Source organism: Peptoniphilus genitalis, from assembly GCF_023614525.1.
GTDB classification, from domain to species: Bacteria; Bacillota; Clostridia; order Tissierellales; family Peptoniphilaceae; genus Peptoniphilus_A; species Peptoniphilus_A genitalis.
The window spans coordinates 1,096,064-1,121,881 of record NZ_CP097885.1 but is presented as its reverse complement, the minus strand read 5'-3'; the positions used below and the strand labels follow the sequence as shown (position 1 = coordinate 1,121,881).

The window sequence follows — 25,818 nt, the reverse complement described above, 5'->3', positions numbered from 1 at the left end:
TCAATCCACGCACCCGCGAAGGGTGCGACGCCCTTGTAAGTAAATATCCTGTTGCTACTAACTGTATTTCAATCCACGCACCCGCGAAGGGTGCGACGCCATCTTTTGACCTGCTTCGCCTGCTTCCATGTCATTTCAATCCACGCACCCGCGAAGGGTGCGACGGCTTTTTTCTTTTTAAACATAATATTTCCTCCTTATTTCAATCCACGCACCCGCGAAGGGTGCGACTGTACGCTACCACGGGAGCCACCCACTATCAAGGGTATTTCAATCCACGCACCCGCGAAGGGTGCGACACATAAGTCAAAGCTTTTTTCTCAAGCTTGTTGTTATTTCAATCCACGCACCCGCGAAGGGTGCGACCTAGCTTCTTTGGTAATCTTTTTAAGTGATAATCAATTTCAATCCACGCACCCGCGAAGGGTGCGACTAAAGCAAATGTATTGGTTACCAAGTGATTTAATTATTTCAATCCACGCACCCGCGAAGGGTGCGACATTTTCATGGGCATTTATCACAGACACAATAGAAATTTCAATCCACGCACCCGCGAAGGGTGCGACCTGCTACCTTTGCTTTTTGCCATAGCTCTAGGATAATTTCAATCCACGCACCCGCGAAGGGTGCGACACATTAAACAAGTTGCTAATATTATCATTAACAATATTTCAATCCACGCACCCGCGAAGGGTGCGACTTGTAGAGGACTTAAATCGTGTAAGATTGTGTAAATATTTCAATCCACGCACCCGCGAAGGGTGCGACTGTTGTTCCATACGGTGATAAAGATTTTAAAGAAACAATATTTCAATCCACGCACCCGCGAAGGGTGCGACCTAAGATTTTCATTTTTCTCACCTCCTCACAATAAATTTCAATCCACGCACCCGCGAAGGGTGCGACCAAAAGCCAACCGTTTACATTTAGGGGTAGACAAATTTCAATCCACGCACCCGCGAAGGGTGCGACTCTCCTTGGCTCTTTCTACTTGCTCCTCTGTGAGTATTTCAATCCACGCACCCGCGAAGGGTGCGACCCAAGAAGAAATAGACGGAATAAAAAAAGGATATATTTCAATCCACGCACCCGCGAAGGGTGCGACTAGTTGAGAGCTTTTTAGGAGAAAAAGTAAAGGTATTTCAATCCACGCACCCGCGAAGGGTGCGACAGATAGATCAAAAGATAAATGAGTTGATTGATTTATTTCAATCCACGCACCCGCGAAGGGTGCGACCTAGTAGCGTAGAAGCTTTAGAAAACAATCAAGGCATTTCAATCCACGCACCCGCGAAGGGTGCGACCAGCAGGTTACAAAGAAAACATCTCTGAAGATATATTTCAATCCACGCACCCGCGAAGGGTGCGACCCGCTTTGGTGGTGTGGATATTTCGTTTATAGATAATATTTCAATCCACGCACCCGCGAAGGGTGCGACGCTCAAGACCTTAGAAGCTTTAGACAAATGGTATTATTTCAATCCACGCACCCGCGAAGGGTGCGACAGCTGTAGCATAAACTGCACCCTTAGTTACTTGAATTTCAATCCACGCACCCGCGAAGGGTGCGACGCCATTAGATCCCCCCTAATCTTTATCTCTAAATATTTCAATCCACGCACCCGCGAAGGGTGCGACTCAAGGACAATAAAAAGTATGATAAGTTAGATCAATTTCAATCCACGCACCCGCGAAGGGTGCGACGTTTGATTTTAAGCCATTCTAGGGTATGCTTTTTTAATTTCAATCCACGCACCCGCGAAGGGTGCGACCTGTCCCAACTCAATGATGGCTAATAATTGGAAAATTTCAATCCACGCACCCGCGAAGGGTGCGACGTAAGAAAACTGATGACAAGGCAAAAGTCCTTTGATTTCAATCCACGCACCCGCGAAGGGTGCGACCCAAATATTGAAGGTGCAACTACAGAAGATAAGACGATTTCAATCCACGCACCCGCGAAGGGTGCGACTGTATTTTTTGGCTATTATCTCCTACTAAAAAATACAGCTAATCATTTTTTAAAGAGTTTTGTCTCTTTTTTCCTTGTTTTTTATGAGTTAGGTCTGGGCTTTTTATGTCCAGGTCCAAATCTCACGAGTCCTACAAGATCAATAGATCTTTTTCTGGGTTATAAGTATCGTCTCTTCCCAGACTTTCAACTCGCCTCTCCCAATTTTTCCCTAGGTTATAAATCCTTATGGAGTCTTTTTTGGGATCAATTATTTTTTCTAATTTGCTCTTTATTTCTACCATGTCTGCTGGATAAATATTTAATTCGAAGACTGAGTTTTGTACCCTTTGTCCATAATCAAGACAGACTTTTGCTACCTGTCTTAATCTTTTTTTGCCAGCTGGTGTTACTGTTTCTACATCGTAAGTAATTAACACTTGCATTTCAGCCTCCTATCATAAAGGGTGGATAGGCCTCTATGTCTCCTCTTAGGTAAGAGTTCAATAAGAGGGCTTGCACATGAGGAAGCAGTCCAATTTTAATGTTCTCTTCTAAAAATGGATGGTAGATTTCTTCTTGTTCTCTCTTGTTCCAGTTTTCTAAAACTACCTGTCTTCCCTTCTCATTTAGGAGTGTGGCTCCATTTTCTTTGACTTCAAAATGGTTCTTGTTTATTCTATTTAAGTTTATCATTGAAAGTGTAAACTTATCAACTAGAAAGGCTCTCATCTCCTCGATTATGTCTAGTGCCATACTAACTCTACCTGGCCTATCTGTGTGAAAAAATCCTGCATAAGAGTCTATCCCTACTCCTTCAAGGGCTGCAGCTATATTATTGGTAAGTAGAGAATAGAGAAAGGATATAAGGGCATTAAACCTATCCATGGGCGGTCTTTTACTCCTATCTATAAAGAAGAAATCTTCTCTTTGTTTTATTATTAATTCATCTAATACAGAGAAGTAGCCTTTTGCTATTATTCCTTCAATACCTCTTACACTATCTTTGTTTTCACAATTTTTTATTTCTAACATTAAAAGTTTTATTGCTTCTATTACTTCTTCTAACCTTTTAACATCTACCTTGTCCTTATTGTCTAACTTCCCTCTTATTAAAACCTTCCTGGAATTGTAGGCCTTAGCATAAATTATATTTTTTACAAAATCTAAAGACTCTTCTGAGTCTTGCATTTTGTATTGTTTCTTTCTCGTATAAATATTTCCATAAGAGGCTCCTATTACTCTTCCACAATATTTTCCGTAGGGTGTAAAAAATGTTATTGCCACATTTTCTTCCATGCACATCTTCATAAGGTCTGGACTGACGCCCATGTAATTGAAGCAAACTATTTGCTTTAATATGTGGATAGGGTATCTTGCGATTCTATTTGAATCCTCTGTTATGGAAATATTTCTCCCTTCTTTTCTCAGATAATAATTAGGATTTGTTATATATAAGGTGTTCAGTAATTTTTTCATAATTCTGCCCCATAGATATAGTTCCCAACATTTTTTATCTTTTTTGTTAACCTAGGCTTGCACTCTTCATACAAGGAACACATCCTACAATTTTTATAATTTTCTGCTTTTGGTATAATTTTATTCTTGTAATAATAGTGCATTTCTTGGGCTGCTTTTATTGTCAGTTCTCTAAGCTCACCTGTAAACTCAACTTTTTCTCTTGTGTCTGTTTCATTGTAATAAAGATAGCCGTAGTCTAATTTGATTTTAAAGTTTTCTTCTATACAAATTGCCTGTGCCATAAGCTGAGCATTGTCGTAGTTGTATTTTTTCTTCTTTCCTCTTTTATATTCTACGATTACAGGTAGCCACTTACCCTTTCTGTTTTTTAATTCTACTCCTTCATCTGACTTGTGAAATTCAATTACATCTAGCCTGCCAGAGAGTCCCAAAGATTTGCAACTCACTGACATGGCTCTTGATATTATTATGTCTTTTCTCTTTTCCTTTATGAAGGGTTGGTCTACTTTCGTATGGATGACTTGACCTTCTGCTGTAAAGGAGTTTTCCGTCCAAATATTTTCAATATGGATAAGGGCCCACTGTCTCCTGCAAAATAAAAAATGTTGTATTCCATTTAACATTAAATAGTCATCTTCAGCATACATTTTATATTCCTTGAATGTGTTCTACTCTCAAACCCTTTTCTTCATATTCTTTTAATTTTTCTTGGTCTAGTCTAATATTGTAATCTTCATATTTTACTTTTAAGTCCTCTGCGTTAGGTAGTTCGTATTCTAGTAGGTCCTTAATCTTTCCACTTGACACATCGCCAACCTTTGATGAGTGATTGAACCAAAAGATATCTTTAACTTCCATGGATCCATCTGGTCTTGCTGATGATACGTCATTTAAAAATAGAGTTTTTATACACTCTTTTATAGTTTCAACGTCTTCTTGGTCAAAGCCAGTTTTTTCTGCAAAGTAAGAATTTATACTGCCATTAACTACATAAACTCCATGGTCCACAAAGTGTTTTGTTCCCATTGTATCTGCAGATCTTGTTTTTCCAGCTGCTGGTTCCATACCGCTTATAGATTTTGTTATTTGCATTGTTGTTATTTCTATTGGCTCAATAGATTTTGCAATGGATATAGAAACTGGTCCTCTTATACCTAGAGCTCTTTTTTGGTAAGTGAATACTTGACCAAAGGACCTTATATCTAACCACTTTTCATTTGCCATTTTTTCAACTTCTTCGTCAGATTCTTTGTTAAATACATCTTCAAATCTCTTTTGAAGAGACCTAAAACCATCATCACTCCTATCAAGAGACTTTACGAAGATATCATGTCCCATGTCTTGCATTCTATTTCTAATTTTTCTCTTTAAGCAAACATCAGAGATTTCGCCAAATCCTCTGTTATCAATTCTTGGCATATTACCTGTTAGAGGATCTCCATTTGGGTTGGCTCCAGAAACTTCAATTGTAAAAATAAAATCCACCTTATTGTTAATCATTTTTTTCCTCACTTTCTAAGTTTTCTTTATCTTCTTTTTTAGTAAATAAATCTGCCATTTGAGCTTCATAACCAAATATAAAACCTGATCCCAATGGCCTATTAGTTTCTTTTAATTTATAATCGTAGTTTTCACTAATTAAGTTAGTAACTTCTCCTATATCTCTTTTTATCTTGAAATATATTCCTCTCTTAGATTCATTGTTAATTAGTTTATCTTCATAAGGTCTAATTAAATTTCTAAGTCTCAAATTCATAGTCACTGGCTTGTTGACATAGCTAGTCCAAAGTTTTTCTGCATTTGTAACTCTCTCGTTGTCCATATCGTAGGTCAACTTTTCTAATCTTTCGTAAAGAGCTAATAACCTACCAAATAAGTAAGACCTGTCTGTTTCTTTTCTATCCAACATATTACCCTTAATTCCCTCCTTATCTTTTAGGATTGCCAAGGCACACAACTTAACTTGTTGCCATGATTTATCGTAGCTTAATCTATTTCTTATATTTAATTCCATGGCTCTAATTATATTTTGAGGCATGTCTCTGCCTTCAACTATGGCCATAATGATGTTCTTATATTGATCAGTGGAGAAACTCTTCTTCGATACTTCTAAGCCTTTTTCTCTTTCAACTCCATAGGCTGTTTGAATTAGAGCAAAGGGACTTGGAGTGTATAGGTGTCTACCTATTTCCTTAGTATATCTAGGCCAATTGTATTTACCTTGCCACTTAACCAAGTTTTCCTTGAGTATTGAAGAATCCATTTCCTTAAAATATTTAAGGGCAACCCTACCATTGCTTACTTTGTCTATTATTGCAATGTAGTACTTAGAGTCTTCGTTAAATCTTATCCTGCCACTGGTAAAAGATCTAACAATATCTTCAGATGTTTTATCCCCTATAGTCATGGAAGTTTCTTTACTTATTTCTTTTAAATCATCTTCTGACAGCATAAATAATTGGCGATTTTGGGAGCCAGCTTTATTTGACTCTTCGAGACTTTTCTCTAGCTTCTTAGTTACATCCATCTCAGTCTTATTTTGAATATCATCAGAAAACCAACTCAAGACATAAGTAAATTCTCCAAGCCACCTAGAAGTATTTTCACCACTTAAGAGGGCCTTAGCCATTTGTATAATTTTCTGGCTTGAGTCCTTTCCAATCTTTATAGTTTCGTCAGGCTTATCAAACCTACCAAGGAAGTTTTCATTGTTTGCAGTTATTTGAGATATAAGTCTTGCAGAACCAATGAGAGGTTTGTGCTTTAAGCACAAAAAGTCTTCTTTCCCTGATATGTTACAAATTATTTTTTCAGAGTCCTTGTCTCTTTCAAAACTTTCTTCTGTATATCTTATAAATTTTTCTTGCAAGTTTTTATTTTCTGATAGGCTTAGGTTTTTCTTGCCCTCATAGTTTTCTACAGCAAAAGTTAAAAATATCTTCGAAAAATCTACAGTCACAGTCTTCGGTTTTTTTTCAGAATTATCTACATATTCAACAACTTTATCTTTTGTAATCTTATAATCTTTATAAAGTTTTGAAAGTATATCTTCAAAAACTTTTTCTTTTGTTATATAGTCGTGAATAATTTGTACAAAGTCATCTCTGTCGGAATTAAGCCAGGATTCCTGTTGGATAATATAGGCTTCAGACTTCTTTGTCTTGTCTTGGATTACATAATCAAAGTTATCGAAGAGAGGATGAGGTGCAACTCCGCTAGACCTTGCAACAGAATCTTCTGTTACCGGAAAGATTACAAGGTCACCATCATCCAAAAAATTTGCATCAACTAATTCACTTTTATCATTAATCAAAATTTCAACAATATTCTTACCATTGGACTTCATAGAGTTGTGATAAATTGGAAGTATTAAATTCGACTTATCATTTAGATCTCCAATCAAACTATTTTCGAGTCCAAAGTTATATGAATTGTATAAGGCAGTTAAAAAACTCAATATATCACCTCCATTAATAGTCTTCTAATTCTTGGTCTACTGTTCTTGTGAGGTCAGGCTCCTTAAAGGAATAATTTGAAACTTCATTTATTATTGGGCAGTCTTCGGGCCTTGGAAAAGTAATTCTTCCATTTTTCATATTTATTGGTCCATAGGCTGACCTTAACATCTCGCCAGACTTCTTTGGATAAATTAGTCCAACTAACATCAATCCAAAACCTAAATTAGTATCATCGTAATACCCTTTGTCATTTTCATACTCTTCTTCTGTCAAGTATTCAATGTAGCCTTGGCACTCAGAAACTCCTAGGAAGATTGATCTTCTTCCTCCTCTTTTTAGAGATCTTTCTGTTATGGCCTCGTGCTTCAAAAAGTTTCTGTCATTCTTTAGGTCCTCCCTGTCTTCATTCCACTCAAAGTGAAATTTTACATAGTAGCAGGGATCACTGATATAGGTATATGCGGATAAATCAGCGCTATAGTCTCTTAATAGAAGTCTCATGCCTTGAGTGTAAGATTCAATTTTATTCATGATCCTAACTTCGTCAATTACATTTGTAATAGTGGGCTTAAAATAATTTGCATCAATTATTCCCTTCAAACTTTCTCTTGTAGGAGCGCTGTACGAGATTTTTTCTCCCCCGGACTTACTTTCTGGTGAAGTAAACAATGCCCTGTCACCATATACTTTTGCGAAAAAGTATTTTGACTTATTCATTAATAACACCTCCTTTGTTTTTATTTTGCGAAAACGATATCATCTTCTTTTGTATTCATTCTATTATTTAGGAATAATTTTGTCAACTGTTTTAATTTAAATTTTTTTGGTATAATAAAAATGTCAGCGAAAGCTGTGGATTGAAATATTCTTTTATTGAGGATAGACCCTATTATTAATAAGGGTCTTTTTTCTTTTTTAATTCATTATTAATCCAAACTCATCGAAACTTACTCCAAATTTTTCATTGTAATAAGTGTTTGGAAGAATATAAATTTTTCCATCTAGAACATTGTCACAAGAATCCAAATCTTTTTTATTGAGAGCTACAGTGTGCCTTGAAAGTTTTTTTACTATTTTCTTTAGCTCTTTCAAATTTTTTAGATAATCATCTCCATATAATTTTAAGGAAAGATCTCTCAATTTATTTAAATCTTCTGCTGTATCTTCATAGTCAACAATGGCGCTTCTGTTATTGTCTTCAATTAATTCAAATCCTTTGTAGGCTTCCTTAAAAGATTGAAATAAATCAAAGTAAATTTGTCTCTTTTCATCATATAAGTATCCAGCTACTTCTTTTAGATCTTTTTTCACCTTGTTTAATTTTTGAAAATCACCTGCGACTCTTTTATTCTCAGCCAATAATTTTAAGACGTCAGAGTATTGGTCTCCTTTTAAGTTTGCATATAATTTCTCAAAATATTCTTCGGTTAACTTCTTTATATCTAGGTCTTCTGTTGATGTATTGAGAGCAGCCTTGCAGGCAGTCTTTCTTTCATCAACACCCTTTAACATAGAAGTTTTTTCTTCGTTTTTATCTAGGTTTATGAGGTAGGTGAAGGCAGAATGACGATGGCCTTCTCTATTGCACCTTCCCATGGCTTGAACTACTGAGTCCATACCAGAGAGTGACCTTATGACAAGGTCAAAGTCCACATCCACTCCTGCTTCAATAAGTTGAGTTGAAACTACACAAATTTTATCTCCCTTTAGTAACCTCTTTTTTATTTCTCCAATCTTTTTTAACCTGTCGCTAGCTGTCAAATTAGTCGTTAGATAATATAGGTCCTTATCTTCATAATTATTTTCAAGCAAGTCATATAACTTTCTCACAAGTTTTTTTGTATTCAAAATAATTAAATTAGACTTGTCCAAGTTTTCCAAGACTAGATCCCTTATGTCTTCAATTCCATACATCTTATTTATGTCTCCATAAATTTTTAACTTGACCCTCTCAAAGGCTGAGAAATCATAATTTTTATTATCAATAATATCTTCATTTTCTCCATCTAAATTTCCATAAAATAGTTTGTGGTCAAGAGATACAGATGCATTTGTAGGCTGAGTTGCAGTTGATAAAACAAGAGTTGTTTTCATCACTATTTTCATAAAGTTAAGGGCAAGGTTAGTCATATATAAAAATTCTGTAGGTATCGACTGCCACTCGTCCAGAATAATTACAGAATTAATAAGAGACTTAAACCTTGTCAGATTAGCTGACTTACCCTTAAATATAGAATTATAAAATTGGACCATGGTTGTCAAAATAACAGGCGAAGTCCAATCATCGAGAAGAAACTTCTTCTTCACTACATCTAGTTCATCGTCTCTGTCATCATTTTCAATTTCATCTTTATCGTCAACAACATTGGAATGGTGTTCCAAGATAAAGTCATCATCGTTTAAAATTTTCCTCATCTCGGATGCGTTTTGTTCAAGGACTGAAAGAAAAGATGTGACATAAAAGAACCTATCCTTGCCTTGATAGTTCATTTGATTTATTCCATAGCGAAGGGACAAGAGAGTCTTGCCTGCACCTGTTGGAAGGTCTAGTTTATAAATTCCAAGTCCATCTTCTTTAGATCTTTTTAGAATATCTTCAGAGATTTCTCTCCTCAAAACATTCAACTTCCCTTCAGGCTCTCCAAAAGATGCGTATTTTTTATTAATGTTTTCTTCAAATCTTTTTTCTACTTGCCTTAAGTTTTCCGGGTCTTCGTCAACAATTATATTCTCATAAGCATTTATGGTGTCCTTAATGTCTGCAGATTTTAAAATAGAAACCAAGAGCCTAATAAGAAGCGATTTGTATAAGCACAGAGCCTCATACTCTTTATTCTTTGAGTACTCTTTGGCAGAATTCTTTAATTTTTTTATTATTTCAAGATATTCTAAAAATCCCTTACAAAAAATATCTTTTATATAAATTCCTTTTGATTCATAAAATTTTTCAACTTCTTTATAGAAGTCATCAATATCAAGGCTTTCTTGCAAACTTTCGCCAAACCTATAAGGGGACTTTTCAATTTTTTTCAGCCTATCAAGACTAGTCAAAACATAGGCCATGTCTTCATTCTTCCTCACCATGTCGTATTGACCGTGGTGGGACATAATTGTATAAATCAAAATGTTTATATAGTCGCTTAAGTCTAAGATTGTCAATTTATCTTTTTCCAAAACACTTTTCAAGTCCAAAATAGATTGGTCTTTACTAACCAAAATTTCATCAAAAACTGACTTGTAAATTTTCACGACAAATAGACCACCAAGACTTGAGTGGTCTACTTTTTTGTTTGAATTTTTTATGATTTTATCTTGGAAGTCAAGGCTGGCCTTGCCTATGTCGTGAAGAAGTCCTGTTAAAAAGCTGATATTTCCCATATAAACTTTTTCGCCTATCTTCTTTGCCTCAAGTCCAGTTTTTAAAAGATGAGTGTAAAGAGTTTGCTTCTTTTCTATCTTGTCCCTATCAATATGTGCGTACAATTTATCTAACATAAACCACCTCAAAAATTTTTAATTTAAAACAATTTTTAGTAACCCTTGTCGAAGTCTACTATATTTTTAAAGTCGCCGGCATTCTTCAAGGCTTTGAGGTTTTGGTAGGCTGTGGCAAATTGTCTTGCTCCCAAGTCTTCGCAGGCGAAGGATATGTGTGGATAGAGGTAGACATTTTCTAACTCCCAAAGTTCTGAGTCTTTGCTTAGGGGTTCTTCTTCGAAGACGTCTAGGGCTGCCCCTCTTACCTTACCTGATTTTATTGCATCAACTAGGGCTGCCTCATCTATTGTTGATCCTCTTGAAATGTTTACTACTACCATTCCATCTTTTAATCTTTTAAATCTATCTGCATTTAGAATGTGGTGGGTTTTTTCTGTTTCAGGAAGACACATGATTAGGTAGTCCATCTCTGGCAAAATCCTGTCAAGTTCTTCTAGTGAATAGACGTTGTCAAAGGGTTCAACCTTCCTGCCACTTGTTTTGAATCCGTTTAATTCCATTTCGAAGCCCTTGAGTCTTTTTGCTCCTGCTACTGCTATGGTTCCTGTCCCCATAAAGAGGGCTTTCTTTCCATAGAGGTTGTAGGCGAAGGACCTCTTCTTCCAAAGTTTTTCTTTTTGATTTTCTATGTTTCTTCTGTCGTCTTTATTTATTTGTAGGAGTCCGTAGACTATCCACTCTGCTATGGGGTCGTCGTAGGCTCCGTTGTTGTTGGACAGGGTTATTTCTTTTTTCTTGATGTAGTCTAGGTCAAGGAAGTCTATGCCAACTGAGGTTAAAAATATATATTTTAAATTTTTGTGGTCCTTGTAGTTTATCTTTTTCAAGTCTATGGCGCCAATTAAAATATCTTCGCCGTAGTCAGACTTTTCGTTGGGATTTTTTTCATCGTAGCCTATAACTTGGTAGCCTAGTTTTTCTATTCTCTCTCCGTATTTTCTCGCTAAGCCCTGACCCATTAAAACTTTCATTTTTACCTCCATTTATATAAAAATTCTCTTTATTATGTTAATTCGTATTCTAATTAAATTATAGGACATGGGAGAATTTTAGTAAATAGGCGGCTTATTGTAAAAGTTTTTTAAATATAATATAATTTATTTGATAAATTGAAAGGAGTCTTTATGAGTTTTTTTAGAACCCTACCCACAAAGCTTAGCTTTAATACAAGTGAAAAAATTCAAATAGCAAATGCAGAGCTAACATCTGGTGACTTCGCCCTAGCAATTGACGTGTTAAATGCCCAAGACTCTTTTGTCACTAACATTGAATTTGCTGTTAAGTTCAAGTCCATTGAAAGGTCATACCTCTTTAATGGTCGTGAATTTTATTTTCAGCAGGCCGTTAATATTGCACCCTTCACTCGTTACTTCTTAGATCCCTTTATCTTGGATGAGAGGTTTCACGAGGCAAGGGCCATTGATATTTACATTTCAAAATACACTGCTGACGGAAAAAATATTACTTGTGGGGACAAAGAATTTGAAATTAATCTCCCTGTTATTCCCGAAAAGAAGAGGGCCCAAATAAAGGAAACTCTTGGCGATGGAATCAAAACCTACGGCGAAAACCAAATGGATTTTTGGCGTTGTGCCTGCGGCTTTATAAATGAAAATGAGACTAGCGAGTGTGAGTTTTGCGGTAGAAACAAGAGCTTCGTCTTAAATAACCTCACAGAGGCCTTGATAAATTCTAAAATTTTAAATGTTATAGAAAACACAAGGACAACTGATGGGATAAATTTAAAAACTCTTGAGACCCACTTGACTCAAACCAATCTTTCCAAGATTGCTCCAACTACAGAGAGTCTAAAGTTTGACAGGACCAATGAAGAAGCACCAAAAAAACCAAGGTCTATCCCTTGGAAAAAAATATTTTTTACCCTTGTCTTCCTCATCTTCTTGTCTATTGTCTCAATCTTTGCCTTGAACATAGTGAAGAAAGAAAGAAACGCAAGCAAGATTGAAGATGCCAGAGGTCTTGCCCTAAGTGGCAACTACCATCAGGCTCTTGAAATGTATAATTCTGCGACAAAGGACAAGACAAGTCCAGAAATCTTAAATGAAATGGAAAAACTTAAAAAGCTTGTAGCATCAGATGAGTCCTTCCAAAGGGCTTCCAGTTATTTTGAAGAAGGCGACTACATCGACGCTGCCTACAATTATAAAAAGGTAATCCAAGAGGACGAGAAAAATTATAAGTCGGCACAAGACAAGCTTCTTTCCATAGAAAATATAATCTTAAATGAAGTTAAATCATCCTATGCAACTAATAGGACTGATGCACTTTTACTTTTGAATTCCTATTTAAATGTTGTGCCCGATTCAGCTAAGGCGGCAAGGTTAAAAAGAGAAATTGAAAGCGCCAACAGTTTGCAAGGAGACGAAAACCAAAAAGAAAACTTCGAAAAAGAAGAAAGTGATAAGGATGCAGCAGAAACTGCTAAAAAAGCCTCTGACCTCCTTCACACTTACAGGACTGTTGTAACTGAAAAGGCCAACCTGAGAGCCGAGCCAAGTGTTGACTCAGGCCTTGTTAAAATCCTTGAAAAGGGAACTGAACTTTATGTCCTTGAAACAAAAATCGAACAAGGTCAAAGGATCTGGTGCCATGTTGAAGTTAAAAATGCAATTTCACAAGACACTATGAAGGGCTGGATCTCAAATAAAACTTTAAACTAAGAATCTCCACCGAGGCGTGGAGATTTTTTTATATAAATTTCAAATTAAATGAACCTTTTTGTGTCCTAAATAGTCATATAAGTAGATGCATCTAAGAGAGGAGGATAAAATGAATCGTGAAATAAAATTTACAAAAGAAGATTTTGACAAATTAAAAACTGGCGACAAAGATTCCTTTGACCTCCTTTACCAGGAATACTACTTAGTCTTATTTAGGACTGCCCTCTTAATCTTGGGCAGGAAGGAAGACGCAGAAGATGTCCTCCAAGACACTTTTGTTTCTATTTACAATAATGTAAAAACTCTTTCTAATTTTGAAAAATTAAGGCCCTGGATCTTCTCAATCTTAAAGAACACTTCCTACACAAGATACAAGAAGAGGAAGAGGGAATTGCCCGATGAATTTGTCCTTGATAAGGCTGAAGAAAGTCCTACCTATCTTGGAGAAGATGACTTTGCAGAAAGGTCTGAGATCCAAGATGCCCTAATGAATTTAAAGGAAAAAGAAAGAGAAGTCCTGGTCCTCTATTACTACAACGATTTTTCCATAGAAGAAATCGCAAGCATTTGCAAGACCTTCCAGGGTACAGTGAAGTCAAGACTTTATAGGGCCAGAAGGAATTTAAAGAAAGAACTTTTAAAAACAAGTGAAGAATATGAAGGAGAGTTATTATGAAAGATTTTGATAAGTATATAAAAGATGAATTAAATAAATCTGTAGAAGATTCTTCTCCTTCTGATTATCTTAAAAATAAAATTGATTTAGAGATCAATTCGCAAGGAGAAAAAGGAGAATTTAAAATGAAAAAAAGATTTGTATTAGTAGCAGCTGCTGCCCTTGTCCTTTCAGTGGGCGTCTTTGCAACAGGAAAAATCACAGGAACAATTTCATCTTCAACATCATTTTATAACTACACAAACTATACTGACATGGCCAAGGCAGAAAAGAAGGCTGGTTTCGATGCCTATGCCCCAGAAAGTTTAGGAGATTATAAATTTGATGGAATTAGAATGGTTAACCTCGAAGACCTTGACGACACTGGCGCAAAATTAAACAAGAGAAAGGCAATTGATATAGACTACAAAAATGATGCAGACGACAAAGTAATGCTCTCAATTGACAAACGTCCCGACAATTCAAAAACTGTTGATGAACAATTTTATCATGAAATGAGAGATATTAAGGGCGTGCCAGTTTATTATTCAAGGTTGGAAAGTGTCGTTTTACCAGATGAAAAAGATGCGACAAAAGAAGAACTTGAAAGATCAAAGAAGGATCCTTTCTTTAACCTAGCTATTGGTTCAGATAAAAGAGAAGAAGATGCTTCAAAGCACCTAATCTTTGACTACAAAGGAATCCAATATGCCTTAATGGCTGGAGATAATATGGACGTAAACGAATTTTATAAGATGGCAGAAGAAATTATAAAATAATTTCTCGCAGTTAGTTAAAACATTTTTCTTATAAATTAGATAGTTATAAAATTTAAAAATCTAAACACCAAAAAAGGACCCTCGCGGTCCTTTCTTTTTGTCTAAATTTTCATATCAAATAAAATTAATTTGCCCCAGTCATCTTCTTATACATTTCCACATTTGTATCGTTTAAGAATTCGTAGGCTGCATTTATCTTTTGGAATTTTTCTTTTGCTCCCTCTTCCTTATTAAGGTCAGGGTGATATTTTTTTGCCATCTTCCTGTAGGCAAGTTTGATTTCATACTTGTCTGCTGTGTAGTTTACTCCCAGAGTGTCGCAGGCAGATTCGTATTGGTCCTTGAAGCCGTAGCCTCCAGATGATGAAGACCCACCATAAGAGCCTCCATAGTTGTTGCCATAGGATCCACCTTGGTTTTCATAGAATCCTCCATAGCCTGCTTGCCTAAAGAATTCTTCAAATTGTGAGAAGTCGTCAAAAGTTGTCCAAGTAAAGCCCCCAAAGTCCTCAAACCTTTGTCTATACTCTTCTTCTCTTTGTCTTCTCTTCTCTTCTTCTGCCTTAATTCTTTCTCTTTCCTTCTTTTCCCAGTAAGCTCTTCCGTAGCCAGATATGTTTTCAAATTCATTTTCCTTGCCAAGGAGATAGTGGTCTGCCCTGTCGTAGAAAAATTCTGTCACAACGTAGTGGGCATACTTCAAGAAGGACTCTGACACGTTGCCTAGTATTGGCACAAATATTGCCAAAACGATTAGGGTTGAGAGCCATTCATTTCTCGCCAAGCCCCTCCATGCAAAGGGGTTTAAAAGCAAAAATATTATTAAGCAGCCTCCCATAGAAATTATGTACAAGAAAAATCTTCTCACTGCCGAGAAGAGATCCACGGCAATATTTACTATTACAATTAAGAAGGTCAAGAGGAGGTCTAAAAATTTCCCCAAACCCTTATAAAAATATCCTAAAATTTTATTCATTATCTATCCCTTTTCTATATTCTTCTAAAAACTTTTCGTCTTCAATAACAAGTCCCCATTCATTTGCCAAAAATTCTAAGTGGTGGGTGAACTCGTGGAGGAGAACTTCTTCAAGTTTTTCCTTCAGCCTATCTCTCGATGAAAATCTGTACATCTCCATAAATGACCCGTAGTAAATTTTTATCATGTTGCCAAGGATAGACCTTTGGTACTCTCCCATTATTAATAGGTCATCATTGCGAGCCTCGGCGTGATACTTCTTATCTTCTGATAAGATTATACCACCATTTAGATGGTCAAAGGCATAGGCTGGTATGGACTCGCAGATTTCTTCCAAAATTTCTTGGACTTCATCAATCCTCTCAAGATAATAGGAGTCCTCGTCATAATCATTTTCTAAATCTATTTCTTCACTTTGATTTACTTCTTGACCTTCTTCTTTATCTTCTTCAAAAGATTCATGGCAAGTTTCACAAGTTTCGCAAACATCATCAACGAAAGATTCATCTTCCTTTGTCTTAGTAAGCTCAATGTTTTCACTTGAACTCAAAGGCATCTCATCTTCTCTTTTGTCATAAACATCTTGGATTATATCAAGAGGAAGATCAAAATTATTTTCTCCATGGCTATAAAAAATTTTTTTCTCGTCAAAGTCCTGCATCTTTTCACCTACAAAATAAAAAACTGTAGAAGTCTACAGTTTTATCTAATTTATTTAATTATAATACCCAAGCTTAAAATTTTCCACACATCTTATATCTCATCAAGGGCAGCGAGTTTTTTACCTGGCACTGATGACAAAAGTTTTTTTGTGTAGTCCATCTTTGGATTTTCAAAAATTTCTTCTGACTCGTCGTATTCCACGCAGTCGCCGTGATACATTACGAGGACTTCTTCTGCCACGTGCCTAACTACTGAGAGGTCGTGGGAGATGAAAATCATACTTAGTCCTAGGTCTCTTTGAAGGTCTTCCAGCAAGTTAATTATTTGTGCTTGGATAGAAACGTCAAGGGCTGAAGTTGGTTCGTCAGCTATAATTATTTTTGGATCAACAGCAAGGGCTCTTGCAATAGAAATTCTCTGCCTTTGTCCTCCTGAAAACTCGTGAGGATATCTCTCCATGTGGTATTCTGATAGGCCACAAATTTCCATTGTCTCCAAAACTTTTTTGTGGATCTTGTCCTTGTCCCTCTCTCCCAAAAGATTTCTTATGCCTGATGCAATTATGTCCTTGCACTTTTTTCTAGGGTTAAGTGATGAGTAGGGATCTTGAAAAATCATTTGGACGTCTTTCCTGTATTTTTTTAGCTCCCTTTGGTTCTCTTCTAAAATATTCTTTCCATTATAAATAATCTGACCTGTGGCATCTGGATAGAGTCCCATGATGCACCTTGCGAGAGTGGACTTGCCAGACCCACTTTCTCCAACTACGCCAAGGGTGTGTGAAGTCCTAAGGTCAAAGGAAATATCATTAACTGCCTTTAGAGTATTTTTTTTGCCAATATTAAATTCCTTGTTTAAGTTCTTAACTTGTAAAATTATTTTATCTTCCATAGTATCACCTGTACAAGAAGCAGCTTACCTTTTGTCCGTCAACATCAACTTCTTCAGGGGCCTTCTCTTCACAAATTTTCATTTTCTCATCGCACCTGTCGCAAAAGTTGCAGCAGTCAGGAAGCCCTATTGGATTAGGAACTGATCCCCTTATTGTGTAGAGCTCATCCTTCTTCTTGTGGGCACTTGGTATGGCCTTAATAAGTCCCCTTGTGTAGGGATGAAGAGGCCTTTTGAAAATATCTTCAGCCTTGGCTCTTTCCACAAGCTTACCTGCGTACATTACGTTGACATAGTCTGCGATATCAGATACAACTCCCAAGTCGTGACTTATGAAAATAATGGAAGTGTTCATGTCTTCCTTTAATTTCTTCATGAGTTCTAGGACTTCCTTTTGGATTGTAACGTCAAGAGCTGTTGTCGGTTCGTCAGCTATTAAGAGCTTAGGAGAAGACGATAATGCCATGGCAATCATAATCCTCTGCCTCATACCACCCGAAAGCTCGTGGGGGTATGAGTTGTAAACTTCCTCTGGTCTAGGGATCTCAACTTTTTTTATCATCTCTATGGACTTTTCTTTGGCAGTCTTCTTATCCATCTTAAAGTGAGTCCTAAAAACCTCTGACATTTGGTAGCCAACCTTTAGGGCTGGGTTAAGTGAAGTCATGGGCTCTTGGAAGATCATGGAGATTTCATTCCCCCTAATACGTCTTAGCTCTTCGGGAGTAGACTTAAGTAAATTCTTGCCTTCAAAATTTATTTCTCCAGAAATTTTTTCAATAGATGACTTGTCAAGAAGACCCATGATGGCAAGAGATGTTACGGACTTGCCTGAACCACTTTCTCCTACAATGGCAGTTGTCTTACCATCACGAGTATTTATGTTTGCTTTGTTTACTGCTTTGACAATACCTTGGGAGCTTTTAAAAAAAACTTCAAGGTCTTTTATTTCTAATAACATACTACCTCCTGAACTTTGGATCAAAGGCATCTCTTAGGGCATCGCCAACTATATTTAAGACTAAAATAGTTAGGGCAATGGCCATACCTGGAAAGAGGGTAATGTGAGGATAGTTCCTTATATAAGCCCTTCCCTCAGAAAGCATTTGACCCCACTCTGCTTCTGGCGGCATAATTCCCATTCCTATAAAGGAAAGTGAAGCTGCTGATAGGATTGCAGTTCCCACTCCAATTGTTGCTTGAACAATTATTGGTGCAAAACAATTGGGAAGAATTTCTGCAAAAATTAATTTAAAGGTCTTAACTCCAGCAAGTCTTGCCGATTCAATATATTCCAAGTTCTTCACAGCCATAACCTGACTCCTGACAATCCTTGCATAAGATGGTATTGATGAAAGAGAAACTGCTAAGATCAGATTCCTCATTCCACCACCAAGAGCTGCTGCAAGAGCAATTGCAAGAACAAGTTGTGGGATAGATAAAATTGTGTCCATGACCCTCATGATTATGGCGTCAAAGACTCCTTCATAGTAACCTGCAAAGGCCCCAATTATAACTCCAATAAAAGTAGAAATAATTACAGAAGAAAATCCAATCCTAAGAGAAATTTGTCCTCCCTTTAGGACTCTTGAAAATATATCACGACCAAAATTGTCTGTCCCCATTAAGTGTTCAGAGCTTGGTCTCAAGAAGTTGTCTTTTGGGAACTGTTCTGTGTAGTCGTAGGGTGCTATGAAGTCAGCAAAAATTGCCGCAAGAATTATTAAAATTAAAATCCCAAGGGCAAAGACTGCTATCTTGTTCCTACTGTAATATTTAAAAAATGTTTTAAATCTCTTTATCATAGTCCACCTACTTGTACTCTGACTTAATTCTAGGATTTATAAATCCATAGAGGATGTCAACCACAATAGAAATCACTGAATAAACTATGGCTATGAGCATAATTGCTCCAAGTATTATTGGGTAGTCACGAGTCTTTATGGAATCAACCATTAGTCTTCCAATACCAGGAATAGAAAAAATTGTCTCTGTCAAAATACTTCCACCAAGAAGTCCACCAGCTTGTAGTCCAATAGTAGTTATAACTGGAATCATTGCATTCTTTAGGGCATGAACAAAAATAATCTTGGACTTTGAAAGTCCCTTAGCATAGGCTGTCCTAATGTAGTCCTTGTCCAAGACATCTAACATTGCCGACCTTGTCATCCTCATAATAACAGCAGAGGATTGAAAACCCAGGGCAAACCAAGGGAGAATCATCTGCTTAATAGATGAAAATCCTGAAGCTGGCAAGATCTTTAACTTAGTAGAAAAAATTATTATAAGTAGAAGGCCTGACCAAAAGATTGGCATGGCAAGGCCCACCATTCCAAAGGCTGTGATTATAGAATCTATAAAGCTGTTTTTCTTTAGGGCTGCAAGGACCCCAAAGGAAATTCCCATTACAATGGCAATTATAAGGGCACCACCTGCAAGCTTAATTGTTGTTGGAAAAACTCTTAAAAGAGCTGCCGTAACAGACCTCCCTGATTGGTAACTTGTTCCCAAGTCAAAGTGGAGGACCAAGTTTTTTAAGTAATTACCATACTGAACCAGGAAGGGTTCATTTAGTCCAAGGCTCTCTCTTATTGCCTCTACTGTTTCCTTGGGTGAATTGGGTCCAGCTGCAGCAAGAGCAGCATCACCTGGAGAAAGGTAGAGGAGCAAGAAGACTATAAAGCTTACTCCCAAGAGAGTAGGTATTAAAATTAAGAGTCTCTTTAAAATATATTTTGTCATATCTAATCCTTTCTTTCCTAGAAAAGACGAAATTCACCAAATAAGAACTTGGTGAATTTCAAAAAAATTATTTTTCTAATAAAGTTACATCTTTAAGTTCTTGTGGATATTTTGGAAGTAGTTGAAGTCCTTCTACTCTACTGTTAGCTGCCACAAGTGTTTCACCATAGCAAATGTATAACCATGGATACTCTTGATTTATAAGCTCTTGAGCCCTCTTGTAAATTTCTGCTCTCTTTGCATCATCAACTGTTGAAAGACCTTCTTTTATTAAATTATCAAGTTCATCATTTCCAAAATACATAAAGTTTGGTCCTTGGCCCTTATTTGATGAATGGAAAGGTTGGAAAAGTTCATAGTGGGCATCCACAATTGATGGGTTCCAGCTCATGATAAACATGTTGTGCTCTTTTCTCTTTAAGGCATCCATGAAAGCTCCCCATTCAAGTCTTTCAATGTTAAGACCAATTCCATATTCCTTCAATTGGGCTTGCATCATAGTTGCAACATTAACTCTTTGAGTGTTGTCAGATGTGTAGATGGAAATATTTGTGCCTTCCCCTACTCCTGCAGCAGCAAAAAGTTCCTTTGCCTTTTCCTTGTTAACTTTGTTTGCTTCAAGAGAATCTGCTATAGAATATTTGAAGTTAGGGTTAATTGGACTTGTTGCAAGCTTTCCACTATTCATATAAACAGTTTCAAAAATTGTCTTCATGTCAATTGCATTTACCATAGCTTCTCTTGCTTCCTTCTTGTCGAAAGGAGCCTTGTCCATGTTAAATCCAATGAAGTGAACTGAGTTATCTAATTTTCTGTAAAGAGTTAGATCCTTGTTTTCTTCTATATTAGGAATTTCTGATGGGTCGATTTTATATGCAAGGTCAACTCCACCAGATTCAAGTTCAATAATTCTTTGTGAAGCTTCTGGTATTACCTTCATTTCGATGCCAGCAATACTTGGCTTGTCTCCCCAATAATTTTCATTTACTGAGAAAGTCGCATGGTCATTTTGAACCCATTCATCTAATACGAAAGGTCCAGTTCCCATTGGTGCAGTAGCAAGGTCTGCTCCACCTTCTACATAGGCCTTAGACACAATAGACACAGCTGGGTGTGATAGTGAATTTAAAAAGGCGGCGTCTGGTTCAGTTAACTTAAAGGAAAAAGTTAAATCATCTTCCTTTTGGTAGGAATTTGGATCTATCTTGCCATAAAAAGATTTAAACTTTTCACTTCCTGCTGCTCTTTGAAGTGTAAAAATTACATCATCAGCAGTAAGTGGGCTTCCATCAGAAAACTTAACTCCATCTCTTAATTTAATCTTAAAAGTTTGTGGGTCTGGGTTTTCAATTGATTCTGCAAGTGAATTTACAAGTTCGCCCTTTGCATTTCTCTTTACTAAAGTATCATAAACTTGAATTAAAATATTTTCTGCGTAATCATCATTTAGTGCATTAGGCTCAAGCGTTGTAGTATCTTCAGAAATTGCAACTTTTAATACCTTTCCTTCTTCTCCTGACTTGTCCTTAGAGGAGCAAGCCGTCATAAACAGCGAAAGCACTAAAAGCATTCCAATAATTACTCTTTTCTTCATTATCATCTTCCTTTCTTAGACTCTTTTTATATCTGCTCCAAGATTTCTAAATTTCTCTTCGATTTTTTCATAACCCCTGTCGATGTGGTGAATTTCAGAGATTTCAGTTTCTCCTTCAGAAACTAGTCCTGCAAGTATAAGGGCAGCTCCTGCTCTTAAGTCTGTTGCAGCAACCTTGGATCCGTATAGTTTGTTCTTACCCAATAGTATAGCTTCTCTATCTACTACTTTGATTTTTGCACCCATCTTTTTAAGTTCTTCTGCGTGCATGAATCGATTTTCAAAAACTGTCTCTATAATGGAAGATTGTCCTTCGGCTTGAGTTAAAAGGGCCATGAATTGTGCCTGTAAGTCTGTTGGGAAACCTGGATGAGGTAGGGTTTTTATTTCAATTGGTTTAATATCATCTGTCCCTACAACCCTAACAGTGTCTCCATTTTCTATTACCTTGGCACCAGTTTCTTCTAACTTTGCTATAACTGGTTTTAGGTGGGATGTTATTATATTTTCAATAGTTATGTCTCCACCAGTAATTGCTGCAGCTACCATAAAGGTTCCTGCTTCAATCCTATCTGGAATAATTTGGTGAGTGCAACCTCTTAACTTTTCTACGCCCTTGATTTTTATTGTAGAAGTTCCTGCGCCCATTACCTTGGCGCCCATTTTATTTAGAAAGTTTGCAAGGTCAACAATTTCTGGTTCCATGGCACAGTTCTCCATAATAGTTTCGCCTTCAGCAAGGACTGCAGCTGTCATAATATTTTCTGTTGCTCCAACTGATGGGAAGTCAAGATAGATTCTTGTACCCACAAGCTTGTCACACTCAGCTTTTATTTCTCCGTGAGTCATTTCTATATTTGCACCTAGGGCCTTAAAGCCTTTTAAGTGAAGGTCAATTGGTCTTGAGCCAATGTTGCAGCCACCAGGTAGGGAGTTATAGGCCTTGTTTAACTTGGCAAGAAGTGGTCCCATAACAAGGAAGGATGCCCTCATCTTGCTCATGAGTTCGTAGTCAGTTTCGTAAGAGTTAAGGCCACTTGGATCAATTACAAGCTTGTTGCCATCTTTTTCTATTTTAAGTCCAAGCCCTCTAAGAACTTCTGTAATGATTTCAACATCCTTTAACTCAGGCACGTCTTCCAAAACAATTTCTTCTGTTCCAAGAATTGTTGCAGCTAAAATTGGAAGAGCTGCGTTCTTTGCACCTGAAATTCTAACCTTGCCCTTAAGTGGGCCCTTTGATTTTACTAATATTTTATCCAAAAGGATTCCTCCTATAAAATTTTATTTATATTAATTTAATTATATCACAGAGGTTCTATTAAATTAAGGAATTAAAACATTGGCATTAATAAAATATCCGTTTATGTTAGAATAAATTATTAGATATTAAAAGGAGGTTTTTATGAAGAAATTCATCCGTGAAAAATATAGAAATGTAGAAGAATCAATTTATGCTGTAGACTACTCTAGCATCTATCCAGACTTTATTAACTTTGGTGTTGGTGACCCTGACCTCATGACTGACGAGGCAATAATAAAAGAAGCCTACGACTCACAAATGGCAGGTCACACTCACTACGAAGATCCACAAGGTTACATAGGACTAAGAGAAGCTGTGGCAAGTTTTTATAAAGAAGACTTTGGAGTTCTTTGCGACCCTGATGAAGTAATGATTACTATGTCGGGAACTGAAGGAATGTTTTTAATCCTTCAAGCCCTCTTAGAAGAAGGCGACGAAGTAATAGTCCCTTCACCCTACTTCAGCGTCTACCCAGACCAAATCGACATGGCTGGAGGTAAGACTGTCTTCTACGACACAAAATTCGAAAATGATTTTGACATAATTCCAGAAGAACTTGAAAAATTAATAAATAAAAAAACTAAGGCCATTATAATAAACACTCCCAACAATCCAACGGGAGCAGTCTATAGTGATGAGACCCTAAAGGCAATCTATGAGCTTGCAGTTAAGCACGACATCTTAGTTATTTGTGACGACATCTACACAATTTACTCCTACGAGTCTCACTTCACTCCAATGATTAAGTGGGACAAGAACTTTGAGAGGGTAATTTCTATCTCCTCCATGTCCAAGGACTATGTAATGACTGGTTGGAGACTTGGCGCTATAGTTGCCCACAAGGACCTTATCAAGTCCATGACTGCCATTCACACAAACACAGTTTATTCTGTCCCAACACTTTGTCAGTATGCAGGGGTTGTTGGAATTAATCAAAGAAAGAGGATCTGCCCACCCCTTGCCGAAGAGTACAAGGAGAGGATGTATCTTGCCTACGACAGACTAAAAAAACTAAAGCACGTAGAAGTTATGAGACCCAAGGGAACTTTTTACATCTTCCCAAAAATTTCTGTACCAGGCATGACAACTGATGAAGTTGTGAAAGAGATTTTGGAAAAGGCTCACGTAAACCTAATAGACGGTAAAGCCTTTGGTTCTGCTGGCGACGGCTTCATAAGAATTGCCGTAACAGTTAACAAGGACAAGATTAACGAAGCCTTTGATAGGATAGAAAAGTTAGAAATTTTTCAAAAGTAGTTTGCTTTTGAAAACAAATTAAAAATTTAAAATCAAAAATAAATATTCACACAAAAATAGACTGAGCCATAAAAAACTCAGTCTTTCTTAATGTCTTATAAGTTATAAAATTATTTGCCCAACTTATTTTCTCTTCCATAATAAAAGAGATATTGGTTGGCAAAGCCTGCGTTCTTACCAAAGACTTCCCTACCACGACTTGCGATCTTTGACTTTGGTGTGACTTCCTTTAAGTATAATTCTTCCATAACTCTCTTTATCCAAACGTCAACTGGGAAGGACTCCTTCCTGTCAAAGGCAAAGAGGAGGATGCAGTCGGCAACCTTTGGTCCAACTCCAGGAAGAGTTTGAAGTTCCTTTCTGGCATCTTCTAGGTCCATTTCAGAAATCTTTTCTATGTCGACTTCCCCCGATGCAATTAACTTTGAGGCTTCAACTATCCTCTTGTCACGAAAGCCAACCCTTGCAAACTCACGAAGGTCCTCTGGCTTGGCAAGGGCAAGCTGTTGAGCACTTGGGAAGGCATAATATTTTCTATTCTCATCTTCTCCAAGATAGTCACCATACATTTCTGAAATTTTTTCAATTGCCTTTTGGATCCTAGGTATTTGATTGTTGGCAGAAATTATAAAGGAAATAATTGTCTCGAACTTGTCTTGGTTTAAGATCCTTATCCCCTTACCATAATCTGTAGCATCTTTCATGACCTCGTCTTGGGCAAGCTCTTCCATTACAAGTTTGTAGTCACGAGAAAGGTCGAAGTAGTCATAAAAAATTTCTTCAAAGGACTTCTCATCCACTCCCTTTAAAATTATTTCATCTCCAACTTTTTTTGCATTGGCAACTATTCCATGAGTTACAAAGGTAAAGGATCCGTCCTCTTCTTCATACCACCTAAAGGCTTGACCACAAGTGAAAATATCTCTGGGATCAAATTCCTCTAGGTCACTAATCTTGCAAAGACCTTCATCAAAATTTATCTTCATTAAAAACAAAACTCCTATAAATAAAAAACCTATTATAAAATAATAGGTCAACTAATTTCTTTCATAAAATAAGATAGGGTTAGAAGCGAATCGTTAAGCCTTATGTTTTCAACTACAATGCCTTCTGGTCCCTTTAAGTCGTAGGGTGCGAAGTTCCAAATTCCTCTTACACCTGCGTCAATCGCTCTCTTTGCCACATCTTCACAAACTTCTCTAGGCACAGTTATAATGGCAACATCTACTCCTTCATCTCTTATGTATTTTTCCAAGTCTTCCATCTTACGGACCTTAATCCCACTTATGTCATCTATGTCATCCTTGATATCAAAAAGTGAAATCACATTAAAACCAGAATCTCTAAATCCATTGTATCTAGCAATGGCCTGTCCCAATCTACCAGCACCAATAACTATGCTCTTGTAAGACTTGTCTATTCCAAGAATTTTATCAATCTGGTCTTTAAGGGCCTTAGTGTTGTAACCATATCCCTGTTGGCCAAATCCCCCAAAATTATTTAAGTCCTGTCTAATTTGCGAAGCAGAAAAACCTGTGAGTCCACTAAGTTCCTTTGAAGAAACTCTCTCAACTCCATCTTCTATGAGTTCTTTTAAGTACCTATGATAAACTGGCATTCTCCTTATTACGGTTTCGGAAATACCCCTTGCATTCTTCGGCAAATTAACACCTCCTAATTGTTCATATTATAACAATCTTTGCAACTTTTGTAAATTAAAGGAAAATATCTTTTTATTTTGTTTTATGTTTTTATGAGTTAGTAATTTTTTATGGCTTTGTGTTTTACTATGACTTTGTATTTTTTTATAAGCTTGTAGTTTTTTATTAAGCCCTATTTTTCTATGAACTTATGATTTGTTACGAGCTAGTATTTAATTGCTAATCAA

Annotated in this window: 22 protein-coding genes and 1 CRISPR repeat array (1 of these 23 running past the window's edge); of the genes, 4 read left to right on the top strand and 18 right to left on the bottom strand. The window is 36.7% G+C overall.

Annotated elements, in window-relative coordinates; translation table 11 throughout:
• Positions 1 to 1,972: direct repeats of the CRISPR family, unit length 32 nt; unit sequence ATTTCAATCCACGCACCCGCGAAGGGTGCGAC; it reaches 6,490 nt to the left of the window's first position.
• Between the two features lie 131 nt (positions 1,973 to 2,103).
• From cas2 to M9426_RS05260, 8 genes are all read right to left on the bottom strand, one after another.
• On the bottom strand, positions 2,104 to 2,397 hold the full coding sequence (gene cas2, locus M9426_RS05295; protein ID WP_005955246.1) for a CRISPR-associated endonuclease Cas2: 294 nt from the start codon (positions 2,395 to 2,397) through the stop codon (positions 2,104 to 2,106).
• Position 2,398: 1 nt separating this feature from the next.
• Positions 2,399 to 3,430, bottom strand: a complete 1,032-nt coding sequence (gene cas1c / locus M9426_RS05290) for a type I-C CRISPR-associated endonuclease Cas1c (protein WP_250341548.1) — start codon at positions 3,428 to 3,430, stop codon at positions 2,399 to 2,401.
• Positions 3,427 to 4,080: a CRISPR-associated protein Cas4 gene (gene cas4, locus M9426_RS05285; protein ID WP_250341547.1), complete on the bottom strand. Its 654-nt coding sequence runs from the start codon at positions 4,078 to 4,080 to the stop codon at positions 3,427 to 3,429. Before cas4 ends, cas1c begins: the two co-directional genes overlap by 4 nt.
• Position 4,081: 1 nt before the next feature.
• Positions 4,082 to 4,933: a type I-C CRISPR-associated protein Cas7/Csd2 gene (gene cas7c / locus M9426_RS05280; RefSeq protein ID WP_250341546.1), complete on the bottom strand. Its 852-nt coding sequence runs from the start codon at positions 4,931 to 4,933 to the stop codon at positions 4,082 to 4,084.
• Complete coding sequence (gene cas8c, locus M9426_RS05275) at positions 4,926 to 6,890, bottom strand: type I-C CRISPR-associated protein Cas8c/Csd1 (RefSeq protein WP_250341545.1); 1,965 nt, start codon at positions 6,888 to 6,890, stop codon at positions 4,926 to 4,928. The genes cas7c and cas8c overlap by 8 nt, the downstream gene beginning before the upstream one ends.
• 13 nt (positions 6,891 to 6,903) lie before the next feature.
• Complete coding sequence (cas5c, locus tag M9426_RS05270) at positions 6,904 to 7,608, bottom strand: type I-C CRISPR-associated protein Cas5c (RefSeq protein ID WP_250341544.1); 705 nt, start codon at positions 7,606 to 7,608, stop codon at positions 6,904 to 6,906.
• 198 nt (positions 7,609 to 7,806) lie between these two features.
• The gene (gene cas3 / locus M9426_RS05265; RefSeq protein ID WP_250341543.1) at positions 7,807 to 10,386 is read right to left on the bottom strand and encodes a CRISPR-associated helicase Cas3'; all 2,580 of its coding nucleotides are present in this window, start codon (positions 10,384 to 10,386) and stop codon (positions 7,807 to 7,809) included.
• Positions 10,387 to 10,421: 35 nt separating this feature from the next.
• On the bottom strand, positions 10,422 to 11,360 hold the full coding sequence (locus tag M9426_RS05260; protein ID WP_250341542.1) for a phosphoglycerate dehydrogenase: 939 nt from the start codon (positions 11,358 to 11,360) through the stop codon (positions 10,422 to 10,424).
• Between the two features lie 153 nt (positions 11,361 to 11,513).
• On the opposite strand from M9426_RS05260, the gene M9426_RS05255 reads away from it, so the two are divergent.
• The 3 genes from M9426_RS05255 (at position 11,514) to M9426_RS05245 (ending at position 14,504) form a co-directional block, all read left to right on the top strand.
• Positions 11,514 to 13,070 (top strand): SH3 domain-containing protein, encoded by a 1,557-nt coding sequence (locus M9426_RS05255; protein WP_195445301.1) that lies wholly within the window; start codon positions 11,514 to 11,516, stop codon positions 13,068 to 13,070.
• A 109-nt stretch (positions 13,071 to 13,179) separates the two neighbouring features.
• The gene (locus M9426_RS05250) at positions 13,180 to 13,746 is read left to right on the top strand and encodes an RNA polymerase sigma factor (protein ID WP_250341541.1); all 567 of its coding nucleotides are present in this window, start codon (positions 13,180 to 13,182) and stop codon (positions 13,744 to 13,746) included.
• Positions 13,743 to 14,504: a hypothetical protein gene (locus tag M9426_RS05245; RefSeq protein ID WP_250341540.1), complete on the top strand. Its 762-nt coding sequence runs from the start codon at positions 13,743 to 13,745 to the stop codon at positions 14,502 to 14,504. The genes M9426_RS05250 and M9426_RS05245 overlap by 4 nt, the downstream gene beginning before the upstream one ends.
• A gap of 124 nt (positions 14,505 to 14,628) precedes the next feature.
• Here M9426_RS05245 and M9426_RS05240 read toward each other — a convergent pair whose 3' ends face one another.
• The 8 genes from M9426_RS05240 to murA form a co-directional block, all read right to left on the bottom strand.
• Positions 14,629 to 15,480: a DnaJ domain-containing protein gene (locus M9426_RS05240; RefSeq protein ID WP_250341539.1), complete on the bottom strand. Its 852-nt coding sequence runs from the start codon at positions 15,478 to 15,480 to the stop codon at positions 14,629 to 14,631.
• A complete protein-coding gene (locus M9426_RS05235; protein WP_187360262.1) occupies positions 15,473 to 16,141 on the bottom strand; it encodes a metallopeptidase family protein in 669 nt (222 codons plus the stop codon). The genes M9426_RS05240 and M9426_RS05235 overlap by 8 nt, the downstream gene beginning before the upstream one ends.
• Before the next feature lie 92 nt (positions 16,142 to 16,233).
• A complete protein-coding gene (locus M9426_RS05230) occupies positions 16,234 to 17,034 on the bottom strand; it encodes an ATP-binding cassette domain-containing protein (RefSeq protein WP_005955405.1) in 801 nt (266 codons plus the stop codon).
• 4 nt (positions 17,035 to 17,038) lie between these two features.
• Positions 17,039 to 17,995 carry an ABC transporter ATP-binding protein gene (locus M9426_RS05225; protein ID WP_195445291.1) on the bottom strand — a complete coding sequence of 319 codons (957 nt, stop codon included), beginning with the start codon at positions 17,993 to 17,995 and terminating at the stop codon, positions 17,039 to 17,041.
• 1 nt (position 17,996) lies between these two features.
• Positions 17,997 to 18,839 (bottom strand): ABC transporter permease, encoded by an 843-nt coding sequence (locus M9426_RS05220; RefSeq protein WP_060800531.1) that lies wholly within the window; start codon positions 18,837 to 18,839, stop codon positions 17,997 to 17,999.
• A gap of 7 nt (positions 18,840 to 18,846) precedes the next feature.
• On the bottom strand, positions 18,847 to 19,776 hold the full coding sequence (locus M9426_RS05215) for an ABC transporter permease (protein WP_250341538.1): 930 nt from the start codon (positions 19,774 to 19,776) through the stop codon (positions 18,847 to 18,849).
• A 67-nt stretch (positions 19,777 to 19,843) separates the two neighbouring features.
• Positions 19,844 to 21,370 (bottom strand): ABC transporter substrate-binding protein, encoded by a 1,527-nt coding sequence (locus tag M9426_RS05210; RefSeq protein WP_250341537.1) that lies wholly within the window; start codon positions 21,368 to 21,370, stop codon positions 19,844 to 19,846.
• Positions 21,371 to 21,385: 15 nt separating this feature from the next.
• Complete coding sequence (gene murA / locus M9426_RS05205) at positions 21,386 to 22,633, bottom strand: UDP-N-acetylglucosamine 1-carboxyvinyltransferase (RefSeq protein ID WP_005955165.1); 1,248 nt, start codon at positions 22,631 to 22,633, stop codon at positions 21,386 to 21,388.
• A 142-nt stretch (positions 22,634 to 22,775) separates the two neighbouring features.
• On the opposite strand from murA, the gene M9426_RS05200 reads away from it, so the two are divergent.
• The gene (locus M9426_RS05200) at positions 22,776 to 23,930 is read left to right on the top strand and encodes an aminotransferase class I/II-fold pyridoxal phosphate-dependent enzyme (protein WP_250341536.1); all 1,155 of its coding nucleotides are present in this window, start codon (positions 22,776 to 22,778) and stop codon (positions 23,928 to 23,930) included.
• Between the two features lie 110 nt (positions 23,931 to 24,040).
• Here M9426_RS05200 and M9426_RS05195 read toward each other — a convergent pair whose 3' ends face one another.
• Positions 24,041 to 24,916, bottom strand: a complete 876-nt coding sequence (locus M9426_RS05195) for a DNA-3-methyladenine glycosylase family protein (RefSeq protein WP_250341535.1) — start codon at positions 24,914 to 24,916, stop codon at positions 24,041 to 24,043.
• A gap of 47 nt (positions 24,917 to 24,963) precedes the next feature.
• Positions 24,964 to 25,593, bottom strand: coding sequence for a redox-sensing transcriptional repressor Rex (locus tag M9426_RS05190; RefSeq protein WP_005955344.1), 630 nt, complete (start codon positions 25,591 to 25,593; stop codon positions 24,964 to 24,966).
• Positions 25,594 to 25,818: the final 225 nt, after the last annotated feature.